Genomic DNA, 25172 nt, shown 5'->3' with positions numbered 1-25172 from the left:
TAGAAATTGTTTTTGAATTCTCCAAATAAATTTCTACTTTTGTGTCGGTATAACCCACATTTTAAGCAAAACATGCAAATCAGACTTACCGCGCCGCCACACCTGCGGCATAAAACCATACTGCCGGCCAGCAAAAGCATCAGCAACCGGGCCCTCATCATCCATGCACTGGCCGGAGGAAAAGACTTGCCGAGAAATGTGTCGGACTGCGACGACACATTCGTTATGGTAAGGGCACTGACGCAAACCGACGACCCCATCGACATCATGGCGGCCGGTACGGCCATGCGTTTCCTTTCGGCTTACTGGTCTGTGAACGAGGGGACACATACCCTGACCGGTACAGCCCGGATGAAACAACGCCCCATCGGCATCTTGGTAAATGCCCTACGGACACTGGGCGCACAAATAGAATATGTGGAAACGGAAGGTTATCCCCCCCTGCGTATTTCCGGCGGACTGCATGAGGGAGGCCGGCTCAGCCTGCCGGGAGACGTGAGTTCCCAATACATTTCTGCTTTGCTGATGATCGGTCCGGTCCTAAGAAAGGGCTTGGAACTGGAACTGGCCGGACAGGTCATTTCACGCCCCTACATCGACCTGACCCTGAAATTGATGAAAGACTTCGGTGCACAAGCGGAATGGACAGACGAACGACACATTAAGGTGGAACCGCAACCTTACCGCCCGACACCCTATTATATAGAAAACGACTGGAGCGCGGCATCTTACTGGTATGAAATGATGGCACTGACACCCGACAAAGACGCAGAAATCATACTGACCGGCCTGTTCGCAGACAGTGCCCAAGGAGATTCTGCCGTACACGGCCTGTTCGAACCTATAGGCGTGCACACGGAATTCTTCTGTGACGACGACGGGATGCCATGTGTCAAACTGACCAAACAACCCATCGCCACGGAACGCCTGGAGTATGATTTCGTCAACCAACCGGACTTGGCACAGACATTCGTAGTCACGTGTGCCATGTTGGGGATCCCGTTCCGTTTCACGGGTCTTCAAAGCCTGAAAATCAAGGAAACCGACCGCATCTCCGCGCTTATCCGCGAACTGGAAAAACTGGGGTATCCCTTGCATGAAGCCTGCGGATCAGAATTATTCTGGGACGGGCAACGCACTGAAGTCCGGCCACATCCGGCCATCGACACCTACGAAGACCATCGCATGGCCATGGCGTTCGCACCTTGCTGTTTCGCCGTTCCCGAAATATATATTAATCATCCGCAAGTGGTCAGCAAATCTTATCCCCATTATTGGGACCACTTGAAAGAAGCGGGATTTGAAATTACGGCCTTATGATTATCATTTACATTCTTATAGCCCTTGCCGCTGCGGCCGTCATTGCTTTCGTGGCCGGCAGTTTGCGCAACCGCTCGCTGAAAAAGAAACTGGCACAAGGCGAAATCAGCGAAATGCCAACCGTGGTACAACCGCCACAGGAATGTTGCGGACAGCACGAAGTATGCGAAAAAGAAAGCCTGTTGGCTGCCGTAAGCAAACAAATAGAGTATTACAACGATGAAGAACTCGACCGTTTCCGGGGAAAGGACGCTTCCGCGTATAGCGAAACGGAAATAGACGAGTTCAGAGATATCCTCTATACGATGCGTGACGATGAAGTGGCAGGATGGGTGCGCAGCCTGCAACTGCGCGGCGTCCCCCTGCCCGACGCATTGAAAGACGAAGTATTCCTTATTATCGGGGAAAGGAGATTCGACCACGCATGAGCATCCTGTCTTACACTTTCTTCCAGAATGCCCTGTTGGGCAGCCTATTGGCTAGCATCCTTTGCGGACTGATAGGCACTTATATCGTTGCACGGCGGTTGGTTTTCATCAGCGGCGGCATCACCCATGCCTCGTTCGGCGGTATCGGCATCGGAGTTTACCTCGGATTTTCCCCCATACTCTCTGCAGCCGCGTTTTCTGTCTTGTCAGCCTGCGGCATACAATGGTTCAGCCACCGCCGCGACATGCGCGAAGATTCGGCCATCGCCATTTTCTGGACTTTAGGCATGAGCATCGGCATCATTTGCAGTTTTTTGGCACCGGGCTTCACTCCGGAGCTGTCCTCCTATCTGTTCGGCAATATATTGACTGTCACCCCCTCGGACCTTTATTTGTTAGGCACATTGGCACTCATCGCCACGGCTGCTTTCACATTCTTTCTCCGTCCGCTCGTTTCCATTGCTTTCGACACTGAATTCGCCCGTTCGCAACGTCTTCCTGTCACCATGGTGGAATATCTGATGATGGCCTTCATCGCACTGACCATTGTGGCCTGCCTGCGCATGGTGGGCATCGTGTTGGTCATCTCCTTGCTGACCATCCCTCAAGTGACGGCCAATATTTTCACGCACAGCTTCAAACGCATGGCACTGCTCTCCATCGTGACAGGCTACAGCGGCTGTCTGGGCGGCCTTTACTTGTCGTACCATTACAATATACCGTCGGGCGCCTCCATCATTTTCGTCTCCATACTCATCTATTTGGTGTGCAAAGGAATTTCATGGTCGATTCCTCGGTGGAAAAGGCAATAAAAAACATGTTTTTCAGTTATCTAACTATGTAAAGAGCGCATTGGAAAAAAGGTTTCTACATATCATTGCTTCCGGATTCGTCTTCCTATCCCTTCTGACGGCGTGTTCCACGAAAAAGAATACGTCGGGTACCCGTTTTTACCATGCCATGACGGCACGGTTCAATACGTACTTTAACGGGGCAGAGGCTTTCAAAGAAGGAGTCCTGGAACAACAGAAAGGACATAAGGACAATTACACCGATTTATTGCCCATGTATGCCGTGCGAAATAAATCGACGGCAGCCATGGGAAAGTCCAACTTCGAGACCACCATCGAAAAATGCGAGAAAGCCATCAAGCTGCACTCTATAAAGGCCCGGCCGAAATCGAACGTCAACAAGCGGAAAACAGCCAAGGAAAAAGCCTACATGGCCCGCAAGGAGTTCAACCCATTCTTGCGGCATGCTTGGCTGCTCATGGGGAAAGCGCAATTCCAACAGGGCAATTTCATCGAAGCGGCCTCCACGTTCAATTATATCAGCGGACTGTATGCCGGACAGCCTGAAATCGTGTCCGTGGCCCGGGCCTATCTGGCCCGTTGCTACGTAGAACTGGAATGGCCTTACGATGCAGAGGATGTCTTTCATAAGATTCAGCGCGACAGTACCGGCAGTGAAGGGAAACGGGAATTCAACGCCTCATACGCCGATTACCTCATCTTCGTGAAACAATACAAAGAGGCTATTCCTTATTTGCAAAAAACCGTCAAGAAAGAAAAAAGCAAACAGCAACGCGCACGCCTGAACTTCCTGTTGGGACAGTTGTACCACGAAACGGGAAACAAAGCAGAAGCCTACAAGGCCTTGCGGCGTGTCATACGTGCCAATCCTCCATACGAATTGTCTTTCAACGCCCGTATCCTGCAAACCGAAGCCATGGCTAGCGGAAACCACAATAAAATGGTGAAGAAATTGCGACGCATGGCCAAGAACAAGAAAAACAAGGACTATCAGGATCAGATTTATTATGCCATCGGCAATATCTATCTGGCCAACCGGGATACTGCCCGGTGTATCGGGGCATACGAAACCGGTGCCAAAGAAAGTACACAGAACGGCATTGCCAAAGCCATGGTATTGTTGCGCCTGGGTGAGATTTATTGGGACAAGGAGGACTATATCAACGCACAACGCTGTTACGCCGAACTGGTCGGCATATTGGACAAAGAAAATGAAGCTTACAAAGAGGCGGAACGCCGCTCAGGCATCCTGACCGAACTGGAGCCCCATTTGTCGGCCATCAAACTGCAAGACAGCCTGCAATGGTTGGCCAAGTTGCCCGAAAACGAACGTAACGAGGCCATCGACAAAGTCATCGAAGCCTTGAAAAAGCAAGAAAAAGAAGAGGCACGCAAGGCCATGCAGGCCGAAATGGCTGCCAATATGCCCAAAACTCCGACAGCCACCCCCACCCCGCCTACGGGAAACCGCAGGGCGCAGGCGGGAGCTTCCGGACAAACCGGCACGTGGTATTTCTATAACCCGTCGGTCGTAGCCCAAGGCAAACGTCAGTTCCAACGCACATGGGGCAAACGCCCGTTGGAAGACAACTGGCGGAGAAGCCATAAGAACGAGGACCGCACGGAAGATTTCGGAGAATATGACTACAGCGAAGAGAGCGACAGCCTGATGGCGGCACAAGCCGACAGCATCGCCTTGGCCGACAGCATTGCCGAAGCCCAGGAGCGTATGGCCGACTCATTGGCCAGCGACCCACACAACCGGGAATATTACCTGCAACAAATCCCGTTCACGGAAGAGCAGTTGCAAGCCTCCAACGACATCCTGCGTGATGCGCTTTATCAAGCCGGCATCCTGGAAATGGAGAGACTGGAAAATTTCGGCTTGGCACGGCGTACCCTGTTGCGTCTTATCGAAACGTTCCCGGACGTAGCCGACAAAGACAACGTGTACTACCATCTATTCCTTATCAACGGCCGACTGAATGACATGGCCGAAGCCGAACAGTATAAACAGCGGCTCATCGAGGAGTTCCCGGACAGCCGGTATGCCATCATGCTAGCCAACCCCAAATACGAGCTTTACGCAAGGCGGGGCAAGCACATAGAGGATTCCCTGTATGCCGCTACATACGAAGCCTACGGCAAGAACGAATATGAGGAAGTGTTCCGCAATTATTCCATTTCGACTTCGGATTTCCCGGAGGGGGCACACCGCGCCAAATTCATGTTCATACAAGCCATGAGCCAACTGTACGGTGGAGAACGGGACAGCTTCCTGGTCACGTTGAAACAAGTCATTGAGAAATATCCGAAAGACGAAGTAACGGAAATTGCACAAAGTATCGTGAAAGGCATTCAGGAAGGCCGGTCGCTGACCGACGGGAAATACGCGGCAAGCGACATCTGGAGCCGACGTTCGCTGACGGCCCTGCAAGACTCCACAGCCGAAGCGCAGCAATTAAGCGACGAACGCCTCAGCAACTTCGTATTCCTGTTGGCCTATCCGGAAAACAGCCTGGACGAAGACCAACTGCTATATGAGATGGCCCTGTATAATTTCACCAGTTTTATGGTACGCAATTTCGACATCGACATCGTGAAATCCGACGGGTTGGCACAAATGCGCGTCAGCGGTTTTCTCAACTATGACGAGGCGCACGCTTACGCCCAAAAGCTATATGCCGATCCACACATGAGTGTCGTGCTTAAAAACATACGTTCCGTCATCATCTCCGAAAGCAACCTGAAACTGTTGGGCACGGTCTTCAGTTTCGAAGATTACAAGAAGTTCTACGATGAGAAGTTCGCACCGCTGCAAGTGCCGGAGGACCTGAGACTGGACGAACCTACTTCCATCGAAATCCGTACGCCAGACGACGAACCGCCTGCCGGAGACGAAGAATACGAAGAAGAGGAGGAAGACACGGACAGCGGTATTATTTTCTAACATACGAAACCATTACAATGATGAACAACGGTTTATTACTTTGGGTAGACGATGAAATAGAATTGCTGAAAGCGCATATTCTTTTTCTCGAAAAGAAAGGATACGAGGTAGAAACCGTATCCAACGGGCAAGATGCACTGGACAAGTGCAGCGAAACGGCCTACGACCTGATTCTGCTAGACGAGAACATGCCCGGCTTGAGCGGGTTGGAGACCTTGTCGCGCATCAAGGAAATCACACCGGTCACGCCGGTGGTCATGGTGACGAAGAGCGAAGAGGAGAATATCATGGACCAAGCCATCGGTTCCAAAATTGCCGACTACCTCATCAAGCCCGTCAACCCCACGCAAATCCTCCTGACCCTGAAAAAGAACATCCATAAGAAGGAAATCGTCACAGAGGTGGCTCAAAACGCCTACCAACAGAACTTCGGAAAGATTGGCATGCAAATCAATGATTCTTTGACATTCGACGACTGGAAAGAGGTGTACAAGCGATTGGTATACTGGGAACTGGAGCTATCTGAAACCGACAGCAACATGGACGAAATGCTAAGCATGCAGAAAACGGAAGCCAATCTGGCTTTTGCCAAATTCATAAGCAAACACTACGAAGAGTGGATTACCCACCCCGAAAACCGTCCGCTGATGAGCCCGGATATCTTCAAAACCCAAATATTCCCCCTGCTGAACCAAGGGGAAAAGGTATTCCTCATCGTCCTGGACAACTTCCGGTATGACCAATGGCGCACGCTCAGTACGGAACTGGCTGACGCTTTCCTCATCGACGAAGACATTTATTGTAGCATTCTGCCCACTGCCACACAATATGCGCGCAACGCCATCTTCTCCGGCCTGATGCCGGACAAGATTGCCCAAATGTATCCGGATCTTTGGGTGGACGAAGACGAAGAAGAGGGTAAGAACCTGAACGAAGGACCGCTCATCCAGACGCAGTTGGAACGTTACCGCCGTAAGAACACATTCAGTTACCATAAAATCAATGACTCCACTGCGGCCGATAAACTTATCGGCCAGTTCAAACAGTTGGAAAAATATGACCTGAACGTCGTCGTATTCAATTTCATCGACATGCTTTCGCATGCCCGTACAGAATCCAAAACCGTACGGGAACTGGCCTCTAACGAAGCGGCCTACCGCAGCATCACCCAAAGTTGGTTCCGCCACTCCGCCGTAAAAGACCTGTTCAAAGCTTTGGCCGCAAGCAACTATAAAATCATCGTCACGACCGACCACGGCAGTATACGGGTTAAATCCCCGGTTAAGGTTGTCGGTGACAAGAACACCAACACTAACTTACGTTATAAACTAGGCAAGAACCTGAAATACAACCCTAAGGAAGTTTTTGAAATCAAAGAACCGCGCAAGGTGTTGCTCCCCTCTCCCAACCTGAGTACGGCCTATATCTTCACGTCGGGCGACAGTTTCTTTGCCTACCCGAACAATTACAACTACTACGTGTCCTACTACCGGGATACATTCCAACATGGTGGCATCTCCATGGAGGAGATGCTCATTCCCCTCATCACTTTGCAAAGTAAGAAAAGAATTTAAAAACATATAGATATGGAAATCAAAATCGATTCTTTAGATCACATCCACGAGGCCGCCCGGGAATTCATCGCGGCCATGGGTGACAACACCGTCTTTGCCATGTACGGCAAGATGGGAGCCGGCAAAACCACCTTCACCAAAGCCGTATGCGAATGCCTCGGCGTGGAGGATGTCATCAACTCGCCCACTTTCGCCATCGTCAATGAATACCGTTCGGACAGCGGCGAACTGATTTACCATTTCGACTTCTACCGTATCAAGAAACTGGAAGAAGTGTACGACATGGGCTACGAAGACTATTTTTACAGTGGTGCGCTTTGTTTCATCGAGTGGCCGGAACTGGTGGAAGAACTGCTTCCGGGCAATACGGTGAAAGTAACCATCGAAGAAAACGAAGACGGTTCGCGCACAGTGAGATTCTGACAGTTCGCAATAGATTAAAAAATAATAGATATTTTCTTTGAGTTACCAAAAAGAATACCTATATTTGCAATATAACGGAAAAGAACAAAGAAGGACAGTTTTAATATGCTGCAAATGTTCTTTCATAAACCTTAATTATGCAAAAATATACTTTCTCATATCAATATGGGAAATGCCCCTGATGCAATAGGGCGTGGAAGTGATTCCGCGCCCTATTTTCATGTATGCCCTACATCACAACTTCCATAAAACATCTTACTTTTCCGTATCCAAAAGCAATCCGCTAATTCACAACCGGACACGAAACAAAAATCAATCTCCGCAGAACGGGAAATCGTTCTGCGGAGATTGATTTTCTAAATGGTGCGACAGCAACCTTGTCTTATATTTTCATTAATCCAAATCGCCGCCTTTATAATCTTAGAAGTCAGGTTTAATCTTCCTCTCCGAAAGACTCCCCGTATTCCAACTCGCCCTGGACTACCCACAGGATATCCTCAGCCGCAAAGTCGCCCATCTTATCTTTACGGGCCTGACTGACGACGTAATCCACTATTTTGTCCTGGTCGATTTCTATATAGCCATCCTTGTCGGGTGCCGCATCCAGAATACCGCTATTGGCATAATACTCTACGATGACATCCAGAAAGTAATAAAGTTCTTCGTCCGTAAACTTGTCCTTTACTTCTTGCGGCAAGTAATTTTTGATGAACTCCACCGTACGGGCATCGTCCTCGGCATCTTGCAGGAGTTCCTGTTCCAAACTGTCCATAACCTATATCTTTAAAGGATGGCCTTCAACTTTTCCTCGAAAGTACTCTTCGGGGCCGCACCGACTTGCTTGTCCACCACCTCGCCGTTTTTAATGAAGATCACGGTAGGCACGTTGCGCACTCCGAAACGCATGGCCAAGCCGTCGTTTTCCTCCACATCGCACTTGCCGATGACGGCTTGTTCCTTATATTCTTCAGCCAATGCCTCGATATCCGGTCCGATTTTCTTGCACGGGCCACACCATGTCGCCCAGAAATCCACTACCACAGGCTTACCTGAAGCCAACAACTCTTCAAAATTTGAATCTGTAATTGCTAATGCCATTGTACTATTCCTTTTAATCGTTTGTTATTACCGACAAATATACTAATTTATTTTATATGACAGGGCGGGTTTACTTTGAATATAAGAAATTAAATCCTTTTTAACTGACACTTTCGCCAACTTGGATTGCATGGTCAGGTTCATCTGTCCCAAGGGGTCAAGGATGTGAAAATAAAGGTCGGTATTGCCGGGGCACTCCTTCACGACATCGGAAAGCGAAAGCACGATATCCTCATCCAACGCATCCAAGGCCACGGTTATCGTAATCTTCTCTACCAAAGTATCTTTCACATCTGCCAGAAAATCAATGCGCCCAATACGGAAATCCAGTTTGGAAGGATCCCATTGCCGGGGTTGGCATTTGGCTGTGATATAGAGCGTATTCCCCACATCCATATATGAGCCCCATGTAGGCCAATCCTGTCCGAACAGAGCTAGCTCGTAGGCTCCCGTGAAATCCTCCATCGTCACGATGCCATACGGCTTGCCCGTCTTGGAGATGCCCTTCCGTACGGCCGTGACCATGCCGCCCAACGTGAGGTCCATATTGACAAACTGTTCCAAATCTTTCAAATCCGCCATGTGCACGTTGCACACATTTTGAAGTATGACGGCATAATCGTCCAACGGATGGGCGGACAGGTAAATGCCGACCAAGTCGCGCTCCTTGTTCAAACGCTCCAACGAGCTCCACGGTTCGGCCTGCGGCACTTCCGGCGTAGCGATTTCCACCATGTCCATATCCCCGAAAAGTGAATTCTGCACGGCATCTTTGTCGGTCTGGTAGCGCGAACCGTAACGTGCCAACTGGTCGATAAAGCTCTCCCCTTTGGCATTCACGCCGAAATACTGTTCACGGGTAATCCCCTCAAAACAGTCGAAGGCACCCGAAAGTACCAAACTTTCCAGATTGTTCCGTTTCACAGCCCCGCTCGGCACACGTTGAATGAAGTCAAAAATGTTCTTATAAGGTCCGTGAGCTTCCCGTTCTTTCACGATGGCATCCACTGCCGAGTCGCCCAATCCCTTGACGGCTCCCAGTCCAAAACGGATATTTCCGTCCACGTCCACACTGAACTTCCGGCGGCTGATGTTGACATCCGGCCCCAAAGTATTGATACCGATACTTTTACACTCGCTCATCAGCTTCGTAATGTCGGTAATGTTCGCCAAGCTTCGGCTCATTACGGCTGCCATGTACTGGGCCGGGAAATTAGCTTTCAGGTAAGCCGTCTGGTAAGCCACCCAAGAATAGCACGTGGCATGGCTCTTGTTGAACGCATACGAGGCAAACTTCTTCCAGTCCGCCCAAATCTTTTCCAACACTTTCGGGTCGTGGCCATTCTTCTTTCCGCCCTCGATGAACTTGGGATACATGTGGTTCAGCTTTTCTATCAGCTTCTTACCCATAGCCTTACGCAATGTATCGCTCTCGCCTCGCGTAAAATCGGCCAACTGGCGGGACAGCAACATCACCTGCTCCTGATACACCGTGATACCGTATGTGTCTTTCAGATACTTCTCCATACACGGTATGTCGTATTCCACCGGTTTACGCCCCTGTTTACGGTCGATAAAGTCGGGTATATAATCCATCGGCCCCGGACGGTAAAGCGCATTCATGGCGATAAGGTCCTCGAATGTGGAAGGCTGCAATTCGCGCAAATACTTCTGCATGCCGGGAGATTCGAACTGGAACGTCCCTATGGTACGCCCGTCACAATACAGGCGATAGGTGGCCGGATCCGTAATGTCCAATGCATCCACGTCGATGTCGAAGCCTAGACTGTCGTAAATGTTAGCCTGGCATTCCTTGATAATGGAAAGGGTCTTCAGACCCAAAAAGTCCATCTTGATCAATCCTGTGTCTTCAATCACGGAACCTTCGTACTGCGTACAGCGGAGCTTCTCTCCCGTTTCCTTGTCCTCGGCTGTGCTGACCGGCACCCAATCGGATACGTCGTCACGGCAGATGATTACCCCGCAGGCATGCACGCCCGTGTTCCGCACATTACCCTCCAGCATCCGGGCATAACGGATGGTATCGCGCAACAAGGGATTCGGCGACGCCTCGGCCTGTTGCAACTCCGGAATGCACGAGATGGCATTCGGGAGATTCATTTTACGCGACTTGCCGTTTTCGTCGTCCGGCAACTTGTCCGGTATGAGCTTACACAACCCGTTGGAGATGTCCAACGGCAGCTTTTCCACCCGGGCCACATCCTTTATGGCCAGTTTCGTGGCCATAGTACCGTAGGTGATGATATGCGCCACTTTCTCTTCACCGTATTTCTGCGTCACCCAACTCAAGACCTTTCCGCGTCCGTCATCATCGAAATCCACGTCGATATCGGGCAATGAAATACGGTCGGGGTTCAGGAAACGCTCAAACAGCAAATCGTATTCAATGGGGTCTATTTTCGTAATGCCCAAGCAATAGGCCACTGCAGAACCGGCCGCCGACCCACGTCCCGGTCCCACGGACACGTTCAACTCGTGACGTGCGGCATTGATATAGTCTTGCACGATGAGGAAGTAACCGGGAAAACCCATCGTCTTCATCACGTGCAACTCGAAGTTGATGCGTTCCCGTACATGCTCCGGCAACGGGTCACCGTAAAGCTTGGCCGCCCCGATATAAGTCAGCTCAGCCAGATAATCGGCTTCCAACTTCAAACGGTAAAGCTTGTCACAGCCGCCCAGTTTCTTCACTTTCTGTTCGGCATCCTCGCGGCTGAGCACCACGTTGCCATTCTCGTCGCGGGTAAACTCCTCAAACAAGTCCTCATCGGTATATTTCTTCCGATAACCCTCTTCGGTTCCAAATTCTTCCGGAATGGCAAAGTTCGGCATAATCGGCGCATGGTCGATGCTGTAAAACTCCACTTGGTCGCAAATGTCGCAAGTGTTGGCCAATGCCTCCGGCACGTCTGCAAACACTTCATTCATTTCTGCCCGCGTCTTGAACCATTCCTGTTTGGAATAAAGCATACGTTTCGGGTCATCCAAATCTCGGTTGGTGCTCAGGCAGATCAAACGGTCGTGCGCCTCGGCATCCTCCTGCTCCACAAAATGGCAGTCGTTCGTACAGACCAACTTCACGTCATATTTACGGGCCAGTTCTATCAATCTCGCATTGGCTCGTTGCTGCAATGGAAAAGTCTCACGGTTGGCCCGTTGGTCCGGATCTTTCACCTCATGGCGCTGAAGTTCCAGATAATAGTTGTCTCCAAACACGCGTTTGTACCACTGCACCGCTTCTTCAGCCCCTTCAAGGTCGCCCGACAGTATTTTCCGGGGAACTTCACCGGCTATACAAGCAGAACAGATGATTAGTCCTTCCCGATGCGCCTCCAATTCAAAGCGGTCTGTACGCGGACGCACATAAAAACCGTCTGTCCACGATTTGGAGACCAACTTGACCAAGTTATGATACCCCGTTTCATTTTTGGCCAACACGATTAAGTGATACCTCCGCCCGTCCTTCTCTTTTTCCATCTGATCCAGACGACGAGGTGCCACATACATTTCACAACCGAATATCGGTTTGAACAAACGTTTCCGAGCCGCCGCCAACTCCACGCGAGCCGTGGCCAACTGGTCGGCAACCGAAGGAAACTCCGGTTGCTCCTCCGGCACGAAATTCGCCTCAGCCGGTATCGGCTCATCATTCGCTTCCGCCCGCCGTCTCAGTTCATCGGCCTCTTTCTGCTTCTTTTTCTGCCCGTCCACCCATTCTTTCAGAGCCGCATCCTCACCGTTCTCCAACAAGGCGATACGCTTCTTCCACATTTTGATGTCCGCATTCGTACCGCTGTTTTTTTTGGTCGTATAATTAAAAAACTCCTTGATGGCCATCATGTTGCCATGGTCGGTAATGGCCATTCCGTGCATACCGTCTTTCATCGCCTTGTCAACCAAACGCGACACGCTGGCCTGACCATCGAGAATGGAATACTGGGTATGCACATGAAGATGTACGAAGTCCTGCATAATAAATATGAATTTGGTAAAAACAGAAATCGTGGGTAAAGTTACGCCACATTAAGGAAACCAACAAAAGAAACCTTTGTTTTTTAACATAAAAGACTTTTTAGGGGCCGCCCCTTGAAAAAGAAAGTACGGAATTTTGCATTTTAACGGAATATAGCTACCTTTGTCCGTTAATATAAGGGGAAAACTCCATGGGACGAAAATTGAATAAATTAAAAAAAATCAGAATACATCGGGAAGGCACGCACACGCTCATTGCGGGTGCAGGGGGACTACTTCTGTTTAACGCCTGCCTTTATTATGCATTTGAATGCAAGCTCCCGTTCTATGTTTCTGCAACCGTATGCACGGTCATCTACCTCATCGTAGTCAATTTCTTCCGATGTCCGATCAGACGTTTCGAGGGAGACACGGAAAACGTTGTCGTAGCTCCGGCCGACGGTAAAATCGTCGTGATAGAGGAGGTGGACGAAAACGAATATTTCCATGACCGCCGGCTAATGGTTTCCATTTTCATGAGCTTGACCAACGTGCACGCCAACTGGATTCCGGTGGACGGCACCGTAAGGTTGGTGGAACATCACGACGGAAACTTTCATAAGGCTTGGTTGCCCAAAGCCAGCATTGAGAATGAACGTTCCACCATCGTCATCGAAACACCGGACGGTGTCTTCATCATGGCACGGCAGATTGCCGGTGCCATGGCTCGGCGCATCGTGACATACGCCCGCGAAGACGAAGATTGTTATATCGACGAACACATGGGATTCATCAAGTTCGGTTCCAGAGTCGACCTTTTCCTTCCGGTCGGGACCAAAGTCAACGTCAAATTGGGGCAAAAGACGGTGGGTAATGAAACCATCATCGCCAAATTATAATAAAATGTCATATGGCAAATATCATCATACGACAGATTCCCAACAGCATTACTTGCTGCAACCTGATTTCCGGCTGTATGGCTACGGGTGCAGCTTTCTACGGTAATTACAGTTGGGCGTTTCTGCTCATTGTCATAGGAGCCGTATTCGATTTCTTCGATGGGATGTCGGCTCGCGTGCTGAAAGTATCCTCCCCCATAGGAAAGGAATTGGATTCGTTGGCAGATGTAGTGACCTTTGGAGTAGCCCCTTCGGCCATGATATTCCATCTGTTCCATCGGGTGGTTTATCCTGATTTCATGGAGCCGCTGCGCGACGTGATGCCCTATACGGCATTCCTTATGGCGGCATTTTCGGCTTTGCGGTTAGCCAAATTCAACATCGACACGCGGCAAACATCGTCTTTCATTGGCGTACCGACCCCGGCCAACACCTTGTTTTGGGCTTCGCTGATTGTGGGCAACTATGGATTTTTGGTTTCAGAAAAGTTCAATGCTTTCTTCCTTTTCATGTTCATGTTGCTATCCTGTTTCCTTTTGGTAGCGGAGATCCCCATGTTTGCCCTCAAATTCAAGAACCTTTCCTGGCAAGACAATAAAATTAAGTTTATTTTCATCCTGACTTGCATCCCCATGATTATCTTTTTGGGATTCAGTTGTTTTGCAGCCATCATCGCATGGTACGTCATCCTCTCTGTCCTGACTGCACGACAGAAAACTCACTGACTTTGGCACGGTTCTTGTTCATCAGTCTGGCAACAAAGCATAAAAAATCATATTTATGACAGGTCCTTTAGGATGTATATTCGGTTTACTTTTTGCCTTTTTGGCCTTCCTGCTCATTATGGTCCTTAATATAGCCAGAAGAGTACGGAACATCATGTCTTCATTTTCTCCCAAGAACCATAAACAACAGTCTTCATCCCGTAATCCCCACGGGCAAACCACGTCGCAAAACCACTCTCAATCCTCGTCCCAAAGTTCGCACAAAATATTCGATGACAACGAAGGGGAGTATGTGGATTACGAGGAAATCAAATAAAAGAAACCTAACGTTTCCCCTTAAAGAAGTCTTTCAGCAAAGCCACGGCCTCGTCCGCCATCACACCACTCACCACTTCCGTTCGCGGATGTATGGCTTGGGGTGCAAACATCTTGTATCCTCTTTTTTCATCCGTTGCCCCGTAAACCAGACGTTTCACCTGTGCCCATCCGATGGCCCCCGCACACATCACACACGGTTCCAAGGTCACATAAAGCGTACATTCGTTCAAATATTTTCCGCCTAAAGCATTGGCAGCCGCCGTAATCACCTGCATCTCGGCATGGGCGGTCGCATCCGTCAACGTTTCCGTCAGGTTATGTGCACGCGCCAGAATACGGTCGCCGCAAACCACAACAGCCCCTACCGGTATTTCATCCTCATCGTAAGCACGCTGCGCCTCTTCTAGCGCTTTTTTCATGTAAAAAGCATCATCTGCCATATCTTCACAATTTAGTACATGCAAAAGTAAGATTTCTGCAAGGATTCACCAATATTTTTAATAAATTTGCAGCACGGGAATCCAACAAATCGATATGGCCGCGCACAATGAACTGGGAAAAGAGGGGGAACTACTGGCTGCAAATCATCTGCAATCAGAAGGTTATGTCATCCGACACCGGAACTGGAGGTGCGGACACAAGGAATTGGATATCGTGGCCGAAAAAGACGGCACGCTGGTCTTCGTGGAAGTAAAAACCAGAAAAGACGTTTTATTCGGACTCCCCGAAGACGCCGTCACAAACGGGAAAATACGACGCATTGTCAGTTCGGCCGACGCCTACTTGCGCAAATACGCCATCGACCTCCCGGTACGCTTCGACCTTATCACCATCGTAACGGGAGAAAACGGGCTTCCCCGGCTAAGGCATATAGAGGACGCCTTTTACCCGCCGCTATACTGACCTGCAACACGATTAGAATATTTTGAATATGACGCATTCACTTTACATATTGGACGATTCGCCATGGTTTGAATGGATACGACTCCACTCGACAGACTCCACCATCGATTTCCTGAAACACTATCGTCCTGTTTCTCCGAAAGACATGATTCTGGTCACGGCAGACTTCCAGACTGCCGGACGCGGACAAGTCGGCAGCTCTTGGGAGTCGGAAGCCGGTAAGAATCTTTTGTTCGGCCTGCTCTTCCATCCCCGCGAAGTGGAAGCCAACCGGCAGTTCATCCTGTCCCAGGCCGTGGCACTGTCTATCTGCGAAACGTTGTCCGACTACGCCGAAGACATCCGCATCAAATGGCCGAACGACATCTACTGGAAGGACCGGAAAATCTGCGGCATGCTCATCGAGAACACCTTGGTAGGACGATGTATCGAGAATTGCATCATAGGAGCTGGCATCAATATAAACCAACAAACGTTCTGTAGCGATGCCCCCAATCCGGTCTCGCTCCGACAAATCACAGGAAAAGAACAAGAACCGGTATTCATCTTAGCCGACATCATCAAACGTTTCAAGGACTATTACCGGAACATCCAACAAGGCCGAACGGAGGACATCGCCCGTAGCTACCGGGAACAGCTTTACCGATGCAACGGTTTTCACCTTTATCAAGACGCGGACGGTGTTTTCGAAGCCGAAATCCACGACGTGGAACCTACCGGGCACCTGGTCCTGACCGACAGGAACGGCATTACACGAAGATACGCCTTCAAGGAAGTAAGCCACCTGATACCGTCGGGCACAAACCCGTCCGCCCCATTCGTACTTTAACCAACCAAAATACTTTATTATGGCTAAATTCAAAAGGATACTCCTCAAACTGAGCGGCGAGAGCCTCATGGGAGAACAACGTTACGGCATCGACGAAAAACGTCTGGCCGAATATGCGGAACAAATCAAGGAAGTGCACGACATGGGCGTGCAAATCGGCATCGTCATCGGCGGAGGCAACATTTTCCGCGGCCTGAGCGGTGCAGGCAAAGGATTCGACCGCGTCAAAGGCGACCAGATGGGCATGTGCGCCACGGTCATCAATTCGCTCGGACTGAGCAGCGCGTTGGGGGCCATCGGCGTGAAAAGCCGCGTGCTGACCGCCATCCGCATGGAGCCGATCGGCGAGTTTTACAGCAAATGGAAGGCCATCGGATACATGGAAGCCGGAGAAGTGGTCATCATGAGCGCCGGCACGGGCAACCCTTATTTCACGACCGACACAGGTTCATCGTTGCGCGGCATTGAAATCGAAGCCGACGTGATGCTTAAAGGGACGCGTGTGGACGGTGTGTACACGGCCGACCCGGAAAAAGACCCCACGGCCACGAAGTTCAGTGAAATCACATACGATGAAATCTACCACAAGGGCCTGAAAGTAATGGACCTCACCGCAACCACGATGTGCAAGGAGAACAACCTGCCCATCTATGTCTTCAACATGGACGTGTACGGAAACCTAAAAAAAGTAATGGAAGGAGAAAACATCGGGACTCTGGTACACAACTGATTCAGCATCTGCTCCAAAACGACCGATATATAAAACGCAATGCCCGCCATGCCGAACACATGACGGGCACTTTTATACCCCCATAACGGAAATCAGTGAGATACAGAATCCGAGAACACGTTAATCACCACCACACCGGCAATAATCAAAGCCAACCCCAACACGGCCGGCCAGTCAAGATGTTGCTTAAACACCGTGGAACCGATGACGGCTATCAGCACGATTCCCACGCCCGACCAAATGGCGTATGCAATGCCCACCGGGATGTGTTTCAGCACCAAGCTAAGGCAATAAAAAGCCGCCGCATACCCGACTACCGTCACCACCGAAGGCCAAAACTTCGTAAACTGCCCGCTTTGTTTCAGAAAAGAAGTTGCCACCGTTTCAAAAACAATGGCCATCAACAATACCAAATAACTCTTCAGCATATCCCTCTCTTTTTAGAATGAAGCTACAAAGATAGGTTTTTAAGTGAAAAAGAACAAATAAGATGAAAACGAGTACCGTGCCAGAAGACTTTCCGATAATTCCTCCCCCGTTTTATTGCAGATGAATAAAAAATCCGCTACTTTTGTTTTTCAAAGTATCATAGTATCAATATATCATCTTAACAAAAGAACAGATTATGGCAGATTCAAAGACTATCCTTGACGAAGCGCAGGAGAAAATGGACATGGCGGTAATGTACCTGGACGAAGCCTTGGCGCACATCCGTGCAGGAAAGGCCGACATCCGTTTGCTCGACGGCATCCGTGTGGATTCCTACGGTTCCATGGTACCCATCAATAATGTGGCAGCCGTCAACACGCCCGATGCCCGCAGCATCGCCATCAAGCCGTGGGACAAAAACATGTTCCGCGCCATCGAAAAAGCGATTATAGATTCCGAATTGGGCATCATGCCGGAAAACAACGGTGAAATTATCCGTATCGGCATCCCGCCCTTGACCGAGGAACGCCGCAAACAGCTGGCCAAACAATGTAAGGCCGAATGCGAAACGGCAAAGGTCAGCGTACGCAACGCACGCCGCGACGCCATCGATGCCCTGAAAAAAGCAGTGAAAGACGGCATGGCTGAAGACGAACAAAAGAACTCGGAGGCCAAATTGCAAAAGGTGCATGACAAGTACATCAAACAAATCGATGACTTGTATGCGGCCAAAGACAAAGAAATCATGACCGTCTGATGCGAGGGCTTGTCATCCGTAATACAGGGAGTTGGTACGTCGTCCGCACGGACGACGGCCAACTTGTTGATTCTAAAATCAAAGGCAACTTCCGCCTGAAAGGCATACGCAGCACCAACCCGGTGGCGGTAGGCGATTTTGTGCAAATCACCGTCAATGCGGAGGGGACGGCTTTCATCACAGAAATAGAAGACCGTAAGAACTACATCATCCGGAAAGCTTCCAACCTGTCCAAACAAAGCCATATTATCGCAGCCAACGTAGACCAGGCTTTTTTAATCGTAACCGTCAGCCATCCGGAAACTTCCACCACCTTCATCGACCGTTTCCTGGCTTCGGCCGAAGCGTACCGCGTTCCGGTATCGCTCGTTTTCAACAAGACCGATTGCTATGATGCCGACGACCTCCGTTACATGGAAGGCATGATGCACCTGTACACCACCATCGGCTATCCCTGCCATGCCTGTTCGGCCTTGCAGTCTACCGGCATCGGCGCGCTGCGCGAAAGCTTGGAAAAACGCACCACCCTGTTCTCCGGCCATTCCGGCGTAGGGAAATCTACCCTACTGAACAAACTGATACCCGACCTGAACCTGCGGACTGCAGAAATTTCAGCCGCACACGACACGGGCATGCACACCACGACATTCAGCGAGATGTTCAGCTTGCCGGGCGGCGGTTACGTCATCGACACCCCGGGCATCAAAGGATTCGGCACATTCGACTTCGAGAAAGAAGAAGTGGCACACTACTTCCGCGAAATTTTCCAGATTTCGGCAGACTGCAAATACAACAATTGCACGCACACCCATGAGCCGGGCTGCGCCGTACGCCGCGCCGTAGAGGAACACCTCATCAGCGAAAGCCGCTATGCCTCTTATCTCAACATGTTGGAAGACCAACATGAAACCAAATACAGGCAAGGTTACTGACCCCTAAAACCCCAAGACCATGGAAATATTTACGCTTATCATCTTATTCGCCCTATGCGCCATCCTGCTCGCCATAGAGTTGTTCGTCTTCCCGGGCATCAGCATAGCGGGCATAGCGGCAGCTTGCTGCCTCGTAGGTGCCAACTACGTAGCTTTCAGTTGGTTTGGACTGACCACCGGACTGTGGGCCTGCGCAGCATCCATCGTAGCCTGCGGACTGTTGGGCTACTGGCTGATGCACTCCAAGACATTGGAGAAATATTCGCTCCACAAAAGTATCGATTCCACGGCAGCCTCGGCGGAACAACTTTCCGTACGCCCCGGAGACGAGGGAGTGGCCATTACCCGGCTCGCCCTCATCGGTAACGCGGACATCGGCGGCCGGACCGTGGAAGTCAAATCGGCCGACGGTTTCCTGGACGAAGGCACTCCCGTAGTAGTAGTTCGCGTAGAGGATGCCCAAATCACCGTCAAAAAGAAATAAACATATTATTCACCCTTTAATTTTCTGATATCATGTTATTAGATCCAATTGTTTTTCCGGTGGTCATCGCCATCGTCGCCATCATTTTTCTGGCGATATTCTTTCATTTCGTACCGTTCTTCCTTTGGCTCTCCGCCAAAGTATCGGGCGTGCGCATCTCGTTGATACAGCTCTTCCTGATGCGCATCCGCAACGTGCCGCCCGGTGTCATCGTGCCGAGCCTCATCGAGGCCCATAAGGCCGGCCTGAAGAACATCACCCGCGACAATCTGGAAGCCCACTACATGACGGGCGGACATGTGCAACGCGTGGTACATGCCTTGGTTTCGGCATCGAAAGCCAACATCGACCTGCCTTTTGAAAAGGCCACGGCCATAGACCTGGCGGGCCGCGACGTGTTCGAGGCCGTGCAGACTTCCGTCAACCCGAAGGTAATCGACACGCCACCCGTAGCCGCCGTAGCCAAAAACGGTATCCAGTTGATAGCAAAGGCCCGCGTCACCGTACGCGCCAACATCCACCAACTTGTGGGAGGTGCAGGCGAGGACACCATCCTGGCCCGTGTAGGCGAAGGCATCGTATCTTCCATCGGTTCGGCCGAAAACCACGAGCAGGTTCTGGAAAACCCGGACTCCATCTCCAAACTGGTGCTCAAAAAGGGGCTGGATGCCGGTACGGCTTTTGAAATCCTGTCCATCGACATCGCCGATATCGACGTGGGTAAGAACATCGGTGCCACCCTGCAAATAGATCAGGCCAACGCCGACAAAAACATCGCGCAGGCCAAGGCCGAGGAACGCCGTGCCATGGCCATTGCCGCCGAACAGGAAATGAAAGCCAAGGCGCAGGAAGCCCGCGCCGAAGTCATCCAGGCTGAAGCCGAAGTGCCCAAAGCTTTGGCACAAGCCCTGCGCGACGGTCACATGGGTTTCATGGACTACTACAAACTGGAAAACCTGAAAGGCGACACAGCCATGCGTGAGAACATCGGCAACCTGACGAAGGACGGAATGAAAGATATTCTGAAGTAAACCGGACATCATTTTCCCTATCACCCCATAAACCTCTTTCTTCTCCCCTAAAAAGGAGGAAAGAGGTTTATTCTTTACCCACGTTCAAACGGCAGGCTCGCCCGGGCAGGCCAAAAGTAAGGAAATTACATAACAACTTCCCAAAACACACCGTTCACATTTTCAAGACGTTATGATGGCTAAAAAAATCTCCTGAGATTGAAAAATCAATCTCAGGAGAACTTTTTTTCGTTTGGCTGAGAATGAAATTTCGTTTGGCGCAGAACGAAATTCCAGATCAAGGTGTAAAACAAATTTTCACCCACCCTAAATTACCGGCCAACCGTCGTCTCATTTTTCCAACCTCAACAACGTCAGGGAATGAGGAGGTAAAACCACTGCGGCATCCCGTACCTCAAAAGTACGTTCTGCGGGCACCACCCGTTCCTTTCCTATGTCATTATAATCGTCTGCGGAAGTCCCGCTCAATACGGTTCCCTTGATTTTACGCGGTTCTTTCACTCCCAAACTTTTGAAATCCAACGTCAGGACATGGCTTTTCTCCGGATCCTTATTCACTACCGCGTAAACATAACGCGTTCCGTCCGCATTCCCCGTCAGCACGACATCGAACACTGCCGTGGACTGGCTGCCTTGCGTCAACCGCCCGGCTTCCAAAGCAACCGGAAGCATATAATCTTCCAGTCCATTGGTGTACATCTTAAAGACATAAAACGTAGTACGTCTCACGATACCGTCGGGATGCACGAAGATAGGACCACGCGTGTTGACCACCGGAGCGAAACAAGCTATGTCCACCACGTCGGAATGACGCAGGCAGGCATTCAGGAAACAGGCGGAAAACAAAGCGTCTGCCATCGTGTAAGTGGAAGCCATATCGTTCTTACGGCGCGCCTCCAAATCGAAACCGCGACGCAAGTCGCCATGCCAAGGATGGTGCCAGTTGCGCAAATTCCACTCATCGTAAGCGATTTTTATCTTTCCACCGCCGAACCCGGCCTCATCCAATATGCCGATAGTCCTTTGGATGTCTTGCTCCGGAGCATCCGTTTTCATCATACACTTCAGAAAAGGCGCAGGATTGTTGACATGGAAGAGCGGGTCCCAATAACCATGGATAGCTATATAATCCAAATAAGGACCGGCTTCGCGCAATAAAGGCATTGTCCAATTCTTGTCCGACGTGGCGGCGGCAAACAGCTTGGCATCCTTCGTCACGCTGCGCATCAACTTGGCCGACTCACGTACCATGGGTCCCCACTCCTGTACCGTACGCGCCCCCAATTCGTGTGCGCCCCAGTTTTCATTCCCCACGCTCCAATACTTCACGTTGTAAGGTTCCGGATGGCCGTTCGCGGCACGCATCCGTCCGTATTTCCCGACAGTGAGGTTACAATATTCCACCCAATCGCTCATCTCCTCCGGCGTACCCGTCCCGGCATTGGTGCAGATGTAAGGTTCGCATCCCACCTTCCGGCACCATTTTATATATTCATCCGTCCCGAAAGTGTTCGGATCTTCTACCTGCCAGGTCTTGTCGTACACCGGGGTACGTTCTTTCCCCACTCCGTCTAGCCAATGATAGGTCGATACGAAACAGCCACCCGGCCAACGCACGATAGGGGTCTTGATTTCCCTCAAAGCCTCAATTACATCCTTACGGAAGCCGTCTTCATCGGCAAACTTAGACTCCGGGTCGTACAATCCACCGTACACCTGATTATCGAAGTGCTCGATAAACTGCCCGAAAATCATCTTGCTGTATTTCACCTTCGGTGCACCGGGCATTACGGACACGGAATTGTGCCGGATTACCTCGTCTTTCCCCGTACCCGACCATGCCGGCTGTCCGGCTAAAAGCAAGGCACAAAGCCCTGCCGTCTTCACACTCACCATCTTGTCTTTCAAATTCATATTCTTCATCTTCTAATATGTTGTTATCTACTCCGCTCCATCTTAATTTTGAGCTCTGCTCCGTCCAATCCTTCGGACACCGCCTTCAACGTGGCATGCCCAGCCTTCCCGTTGCTTTGCAATACGACCAAACATTTACCGAAGAAAGCCTTACGTTTCGTGTCCTTGAAACGTTCCATCGAGAAAGGGCTGCCATTGTCCACACCGGCTATCAAAACCTGTCCCCCGACCTCGAAATGCACCAAGTTTTCAGCTTCGGGACAAAGGTTTCCGTCCCTGTCCAAAACTTCCACCGTGACGAATGCCAAATCCCTCCCGTCCGCACAAAGCGTGTCGCGGTCGGCTGTCAACCGGATTCGTGCCGGTACACCCGCCGTATGGATTTCGCGCACCAAGACTTCCTTTCCGTCCTTTCTCGACACGGCCTTCACCGTGCCCGGCTCATACCTTACACGCCAAGCCACATGAAAATCATCCCGTCCCTTACGTTTTGTTCCCTGGCTCTTGCCATTCACGAAAAGCTCCACCTCGTCGGCCTGGTTGTAATACACCCATAAGTCCACCTTCTGTCCTTCTTTCCAATTCCAATGCGGAAAAAGGTGGAGCACCGGTTTTTCAGCCCATTCCGACTGGTACATGTAATACACGTCCTTGGGAAACCCGGCTAAATCTATGATTCCGAAATAGGAACTGCGTGATGGGAACGGGAAGGGCGTAGGTTCCCCGATATAGTCGAAACCCGTCCAGACATATTGCCCGGAGATGAAATCGTTGTTTTTCACCATACGCATCCCTGCCTCATGACTACATCCCCATGGCACATGGCAATTATCGTAAGCCGAAGTCAGATGATTGCTCCCCTCCGGCACACGTACCTCACCGCGCATAGGCCACACGTACATGGAATCGGAGGGCATACGGTAGAATCCCCGCGTCATCAAGCCTGAAATAGACTCTGTAAGCAAAAATGGCCTTCCGGGAAACACCTTGGGCACTTTCGGAATGTCCCACACACAATAATTGTAACCGATAATATCCATTCTGGCCTCCGGCTTGTGCAACAGGTTGTCCTTTCCTCCACTGTTGTTTCCCGTCAACACGGGACGCGTAGGGTCATAACGGCGTACAAGACCGGCAAGCTTGGCCGCTAAGAGCGTATTGACATGCGTCCCCTCCAACCGGGGCAAATCCGACTCGTCTCGACCGAAATTCAATAGGATATTGGCATCTTCGACCGACAAGGTGTCGCGCCCTGCATTACGCCATTGCTCCCCCACTTCATTCCCCACGCTCCACATGAAGATGCAAGGATGGTTGCGGTCCCGCAATACAAGGTCTGCCAAATCACGCTCATGCCAACGGTCGAAATAGCAGGCGTAATCGTATGCGGTTTTATGGATACGCCACATGTCGAAAGCCTCATCCATCACCACGAAGCCCATACGGTCGCAAAGGTCGAGCAATTCGGGCGCAGGCGGGTTATGCGTGCAACGGATACCGTTGCAGCCCATCTCCTTCAATATCTCCAGTTGCCTCTTGATGGCACGGACATTGACCGCCGCCCCAAGGCATCCCAAATCATGGTGCATGCACACTCCGTTTATCTTCATGTGTTTCCCGTTGAGCCAAAATCCCGTCCGGGCATCAAACTTGAAATGACGCACGCCAGTGGTAGTATAGTAAGTATCTACGCTACGTCCGTCTACTTTAAGTTCCGTCCTTACCTTATATAAATAAGGGTGCTCAGTGCTCCAAAGCTCGGGAGCCGTCATAATCAAAGTGTGACTCGCCTCGGAGCACCCACCGGCCGGCACATCTACAAAACCGGACTGCCCAGCCACCATCCGTCCCCGTGCATCAAGGAGGGTGGAAACGACTCCTACCCTACGGCCTGCCTGCCCGTCATTCTTCACCATAGTACGCACCTCCATTACCGCCTTCTCACCGGTCACTTCCGGAGTGGTCACGAACGTGCCCCAATGCCCCACATGGACAGGCTCCACCACCGTAAGCCATACGTTACGGTAGATTCCGCTACCTGAATACCAACGGGAATTGGGTTGGGTACTATTGTCAACTTTCACGGCCAATACATTGCGCTCTCCCCACTTCAAATAAGGGGTCAGGTCGTACCGGAACGAACTGTAACCATAAGGACGCACGCCCAAAGAGTTTCCGTTTACGAACACTTCCGAATTCATGTACACCCCGTCAAAATCCACGAAGACTTTCTTTCCCTGCCATTCACGCGGAGCCTCAAAAACCTTACGATACCAACCCAATCCACCGGGCAACGCCCCTCCTTCCTTACGTGCCGGATGGTCGGCACTGAAATCGCCCTCTATGCTCCAGTCGTGAGGCAAGTCCAACAACCGCCATGCACCGTCGTCGAAATCTTGGCGAGAGGCATCCCCCTCCGGATTGCCCAAATGGAAACGCCATCCGGATACAAACAACTCCGCACGTTCCTTTCCGGAAAAAGCATACGACGACATCGTGAACACATACCCCCCTACGGCCAAAAGGGCAAACCTGCCATATAATATGAAAAGCCCAACGAACCGCCTTATAAATTCCATCTTCATCCTTTTCTTTTTTATCATTAGCACCTCGCAAAATTAATGCACTTATTCTAAAATCACGT

General features: G+C 50.6%; 23 protein-coding genes. 16 read left to right on the top strand and 7 right to left on the bottom strand.

Annotation, left to right across the window (positions count from 1 at the left end; all coding sequences use genetic code 11):
* Positions 1-72: 72 nt before the first annotated feature.
* Genes AC5RDV_RS00300 through tsaE form a run of 6 tightly spaced genes read left to right on the top strand, consistent with a single transcriptional unit; the run spans position 73 to position 7507 of the window.
* Positions 73-1320, top strand: a complete 1248-nt coding sequence (locus AC5RDV_RS00300; RefSeq protein WP_282747593.1) for a 3-phosphoshikimate 1-carboxyvinyltransferase — start codon at positions 73-75, stop codon at positions 1318-1320.
* Positions 1317-1748 (top strand): hypothetical protein, encoded by a 432-nt coding sequence (locus AC5RDV_RS00295; RefSeq protein WP_008629718.1) that lies wholly within the window; start codon positions 1317-1319, stop codon positions 1746-1748. The genes AC5RDV_RS00300 and AC5RDV_RS00295 overlap by 4 nt, the downstream gene beginning before the upstream one ends.
* Positions 1745-2560, top strand: coding sequence for a metal ABC transporter permease (locus AC5RDV_RS00290; RefSeq protein ID WP_118146031.1), 816 nt, complete (start codon positions 1745-1747; stop codon positions 2558-2560). Before AC5RDV_RS00295 ends, AC5RDV_RS00290 begins: the two co-directional genes overlap by 4 nt.
* 40 nt (positions 2561-2600) lie before the next feature.
* Complete coding sequence (gene porW, locus AC5RDV_RS00285) at positions 2601-5510, top strand: type IX secretion system periplasmic lipoprotein PorW/SprE (RefSeq protein WP_282747594.1); 2910 nt, start codon at positions 2601-2603, stop codon at positions 5508-5510.
* A 20-nt stretch (positions 5511-5530) separates the two neighbouring features.
* On the top strand, positions 5531-7084 hold the full coding sequence (gene porX, locus AC5RDV_RS00280) for a T9SS response regulator signal transducer PorX (RefSeq protein WP_172604778.1): 1554 nt from the start codon (positions 5531-5533) through the stop codon (positions 7082-7084).
* Positions 7085-7096: 12 nt separating this feature from the next.
* On the top strand, positions 7097-7507 hold the full coding sequence (gene tsaE / locus AC5RDV_RS00275) for a tRNA (adenosine(37)-N6)-threonylcarbamoyltransferase complex ATPase subunit type 1 TsaE (protein ID WP_008629712.1): 411 nt from the start codon (positions 7097-7099) through the stop codon (positions 7505-7507).
* Between the two features lie 433 nt (positions 7508-7940).
* Here tsaE and AC5RDV_RS00270 read toward each other — a convergent pair whose 3' ends face one another.
* Genes AC5RDV_RS00270 through dnaE form a run of 3 tightly spaced genes read right to left on the bottom strand, consistent with a single transcriptional unit; the run spans position 7941 to position 12598 of the window.
* Positions 7941-8279: a hypothetical protein gene (locus AC5RDV_RS00270; RefSeq protein ID WP_008629709.1), complete on the bottom strand. Its 339-nt coding sequence runs from the start codon at positions 8277-8279 to the stop codon at positions 7941-7943.
* Positions 8280-8290: 11 nt separating this feature from the next.
* Complete coding sequence (gene trxA / locus AC5RDV_RS00265; protein WP_008621241.1) at positions 8291-8605, bottom strand: thioredoxin; 315 nt, start codon at positions 8603-8605, stop codon at positions 8291-8293.
* Between the two features lie 42 nt (positions 8606-8647).
* A complete protein-coding gene (dnaE, locus tag AC5RDV_RS00260) occupies positions 8648-12598 on the bottom strand; it encodes a DNA polymerase III subunit alpha (protein ID WP_282747595.1) in 3951 nt (1316 codons plus the stop codon).
* 191 nt (positions 12599-12789) lie between these two features.
* Between dnaE and AC5RDV_RS00255 the strand changes: the two genes are divergently transcribed.
* Genes AC5RDV_RS00255 through AC5RDV_RS00245 form a run of 3 tightly spaced genes read left to right on the top strand, consistent with a single transcriptional unit; the run spans position 12790 to position 14517 of the window.
* Positions 12790-13476 (top strand): phosphatidylserine decarboxylase family protein, encoded by a 687-nt coding sequence (locus AC5RDV_RS00255; protein ID WP_130894009.1) that lies wholly within the window; start codon positions 12790-12792, stop codon positions 13474-13476.
* An 11-nt stretch (positions 13477-13487) separates the two neighbouring features.
* Positions 13488-14201: a CDP-diacylglycerol--serine O-phosphatidyltransferase gene (gene pssA, locus AC5RDV_RS00250; RefSeq protein ID WP_087944127.1), complete on the top strand. Its 714-nt coding sequence runs from the start codon at positions 13488-13490 to the stop codon at positions 14199-14201.
* A 55-nt stretch (positions 14202-14256) separates the two neighbouring features.
* Complete coding sequence (locus AC5RDV_RS00245; protein WP_040603181.1) at positions 14257-14517, top strand: DUF4834 family protein; 261 nt, start codon at positions 14257-14259, stop codon at positions 14515-14517.
* 7 nt (positions 14518-14524) lie between these two features.
* Here AC5RDV_RS00245 and AC5RDV_RS00240 read toward each other — a convergent pair whose 3' ends face one another.
* The gene (locus tag AC5RDV_RS00240) at positions 14525-14959 is read right to left on the bottom strand and encodes a nucleoside deaminase (RefSeq protein WP_276786982.1); all 435 of its coding nucleotides are present in this window, start codon (positions 14957-14959) and stop codon (positions 14525-14527) included.
* Between the two features lie 94 nt (positions 14960-15053).
* Here AC5RDV_RS00240 and AC5RDV_RS00235 point away from each other — a divergent pair, with 94 nt between their 5' ends.
* From AC5RDV_RS00235 to pyrH, 3 genes are read left to right on the top strand one after another with little or no spacing between them, the layout of a single operon-like run.
* A complete protein-coding gene (locus tag AC5RDV_RS00235) occupies positions 15054-15422 on the top strand; it encodes a YraN family protein (protein ID WP_008621249.1) in 369 nt (122 codons plus the stop codon).
* A gap of 28 nt (positions 15423-15450) precedes the next feature.
* The gene (locus AC5RDV_RS00230; protein ID WP_282747596.1) at positions 15451-16251 is read left to right on the top strand and encodes a biotin--[acetyl-CoA-carboxylase] ligase; all 801 of its coding nucleotides are present in this window, start codon (positions 15451-15453) and stop codon (positions 16249-16251) included.
* A 19-nt stretch (positions 16252-16270) separates the two neighbouring features.
* A complete protein-coding gene (gene pyrH / locus AC5RDV_RS00225) occupies positions 16271-16981 on the top strand; it encodes a UMP kinase (RefSeq protein ID WP_008629699.1) in 711 nt (236 codons plus the stop codon).
* Positions 16982-17073: 92 nt separating this feature from the next.
* On the opposite strand, the gene AC5RDV_RS00220 is transcribed toward pyrH, so the two are convergent.
* Complete coding sequence (locus AC5RDV_RS00220; RefSeq protein ID WP_172634414.1) at positions 17074-17406, bottom strand: DMT family transporter; 333 nt, start codon at positions 17404-17406, stop codon at positions 17074-17076.
* 200 nt (positions 17407-17606) lie between these two features.
* Here AC5RDV_RS00220 and frr point away from each other — a divergent pair, with 200 nt between their 5' ends.
* The 4 genes from frr to floA are packed head-to-tail and all read left to right on the top strand — an operon-like array spanning position 17607 to position 20614.
* Positions 17607-18167: a ribosome recycling factor gene (frr, locus tag AC5RDV_RS00215; RefSeq protein ID WP_008629691.1), complete on the top strand. Its 561-nt coding sequence runs from the start codon at positions 17607-17609 to the stop codon at positions 18165-18167.
* Positions 18167-19099, top strand: a complete 933-nt coding sequence (gene rsgA / locus AC5RDV_RS00210) for a ribosome small subunit-dependent GTPase A (protein ID WP_008629690.1) — start codon at positions 18167-18169, stop codon at positions 19097-19099. Before frr ends, rsgA begins: the two co-directional genes overlap by 1 nt.
* 19 nt (positions 19100-19118) lie before the next feature.
* Entirely contained in the window at positions 19119-19583 is a 465-nt protein-coding gene (locus tag AC5RDV_RS00205; RefSeq protein ID WP_118146035.1) for an NfeD family protein, read from the top strand.
* 32 nt (positions 19584-19615) lie between these two features.
* A complete protein-coding gene (gene floA / locus AC5RDV_RS00200; protein WP_008629688.1) occupies positions 19616-20614 on the top strand; it encodes a flotillin-like protein FloA in 999 nt (332 codons plus the stop codon).
* 330 nt (positions 20615-20944) lie between these two features.
* On the opposite strand, the gene AC5RDV_RS00195 is transcribed toward floA, so the two are convergent.
* Positions 20945-22537: an alpha-L-arabinofuranosidase C-terminal domain-containing protein gene (locus AC5RDV_RS00195; RefSeq protein WP_282747597.1), complete on the bottom strand. Its 1593-nt coding sequence runs from the start codon at positions 22535-22537 to the stop codon at positions 20945-20947.
* A 14-nt stretch (positions 22538-22551) separates the two neighbouring features.
* Positions 22552-25107: a glycoside hydrolase family 2 TIM barrel-domain containing protein gene (locus AC5RDV_RS00190; RefSeq protein WP_423803203.1), complete on the bottom strand. Its 2556-nt coding sequence runs from the start codon at positions 25105-25107 to the stop codon at positions 22552-22554.
* Between the last annotated feature and the right edge of the window lie 65 nt (positions 25108-25172).

Source organism: Paraprevotella sp. (assembly GCF_986071375.1).
This window is presented reverse-complemented; position numbering and strand designations above follow the sequence as displayed.

Coding starts and splice junctions, on each gene's coding strand:
- AC5RDV_RS00205 (WP_118146035.1), top strand. CDS start 19,119: ATGGAAATATTTACGCTTATCATCTTATTCGCCCTATGCGCCATCCTG.
- AC5RDV_RS00295 (WP_008629718.1), top strand. CDS start 1,317: ATGATTATCATTTACATTCTTATAGCCCTTGCCGCTGCGGCCGTCATT.
- AC5RDV_RS00235 (WP_008621249.1), top strand. CDS start 15,054: ATGGCCGCGCACAATGAACTGGGAAAAGAGGGGGAACTACTGGCTGCA.
- AC5RDV_RS00195 (WP_282747597.1), bottom strand. CDS start 22,537: ATGAAGAATATGAATTTGAAAGACAAGATGGTGAGTGTGAAGACGGCA.
- AC5RDV_RS00270 (WP_008629709.1), bottom strand. CDS start 8,279: ATGGACAGTTTGGAACAGGAACTCCTGCAAGATGCCGAGGACGATGCC.
- AC5RDV_RS00300 (WP_282747593.1), top strand. CDS start 73: ATGCAAATCAGACTTACCGCGCCGCCACACCTGCGGCATAAAACCATA.
- porX (WP_172604778.1), top strand. CDS start 5,531: ATGAACAACGGTTTATTACTTTGGGTAGACGATGAAATAGAATTGCTG.
- AC5RDV_RS00240 (WP_276786982.1), bottom strand. CDS start 14,959: ATGGCAGATGATGCTTTTTACATGAAAAAAGCGCTAGAAGAGGCGCAG.
- rsgA (WP_008629690.1), top strand. CDS start 18,167: ATGCGAGGGCTTGTCATCCGTAATACAGGGAGTTGGTACGTCGTCCGC.
- AC5RDV_RS00190 (WP_423803203.1), bottom strand. CDS start 25,107: ATGGAATTTATAAGGCGGTTCGTTGGGCTTTTCATATTATATGGCAGG.
- dnaE (WP_282747595.1), bottom strand. CDS start 12,598: ATGCAGGACTTCGTACATCTTCATGTGCATACCCAGTATTCCATTCTC.
- tsaE (WP_008629712.1), top strand. CDS start 7,097: ATGGAAATCAAAATCGATTCTTTAGATCACATCCACGAGGCCGCCCGG.
- floA (WP_008629688.1), top strand. CDS start 19,616: ATGTTATTAGATCCAATTGTTTTTCCGGTGGTCATCGCCATCGTCGCC.
- AC5RDV_RS00255 (WP_130894009.1), top strand. CDS start 12,790: ATGGGACGAAAATTGAATAAATTAAAAAAAATCAGAATACATCGGGAA.
- AC5RDV_RS00290 (WP_118146031.1), top strand. CDS start 1,745: ATGAGCATCCTGTCTTACACTTTCTTCCAGAATGCCCTGTTGGGCAGC.
- trxA (WP_008621241.1), bottom strand. CDS start 8,605: ATGGCATTAGCAATTACAGATTCAAATTTTGAAGAGTTGTTGGCTTCA.
- AC5RDV_RS00245 (WP_040603181.1), top strand. CDS start 14,257: ATGACAGGTCCTTTAGGATGTATATTCGGTTTACTTTTTGCCTTTTTG.
- frr (WP_008629691.1), top strand. CDS start 17,607: ATGGCAGATTCAAAGACTATCCTTGACGAAGCGCAGGAGAAAATGGAC.
- AC5RDV_RS00230 (WP_282747596.1), top strand. CDS start 15,451: ATGACGCATTCACTTTACATATTGGACGATTCGCCATGGTTTGAATGG.
- pssA (WP_087944127.1), top strand. CDS start 13,488: ATGGCAAATATCATCATACGACAGATTCCCAACAGCATTACTTGCTGC.
- pyrH (WP_008629699.1), top strand. CDS start 16,271: ATGGCTAAATTCAAAAGGATACTCCTCAAACTGAGCGGCGAGAGCCTC.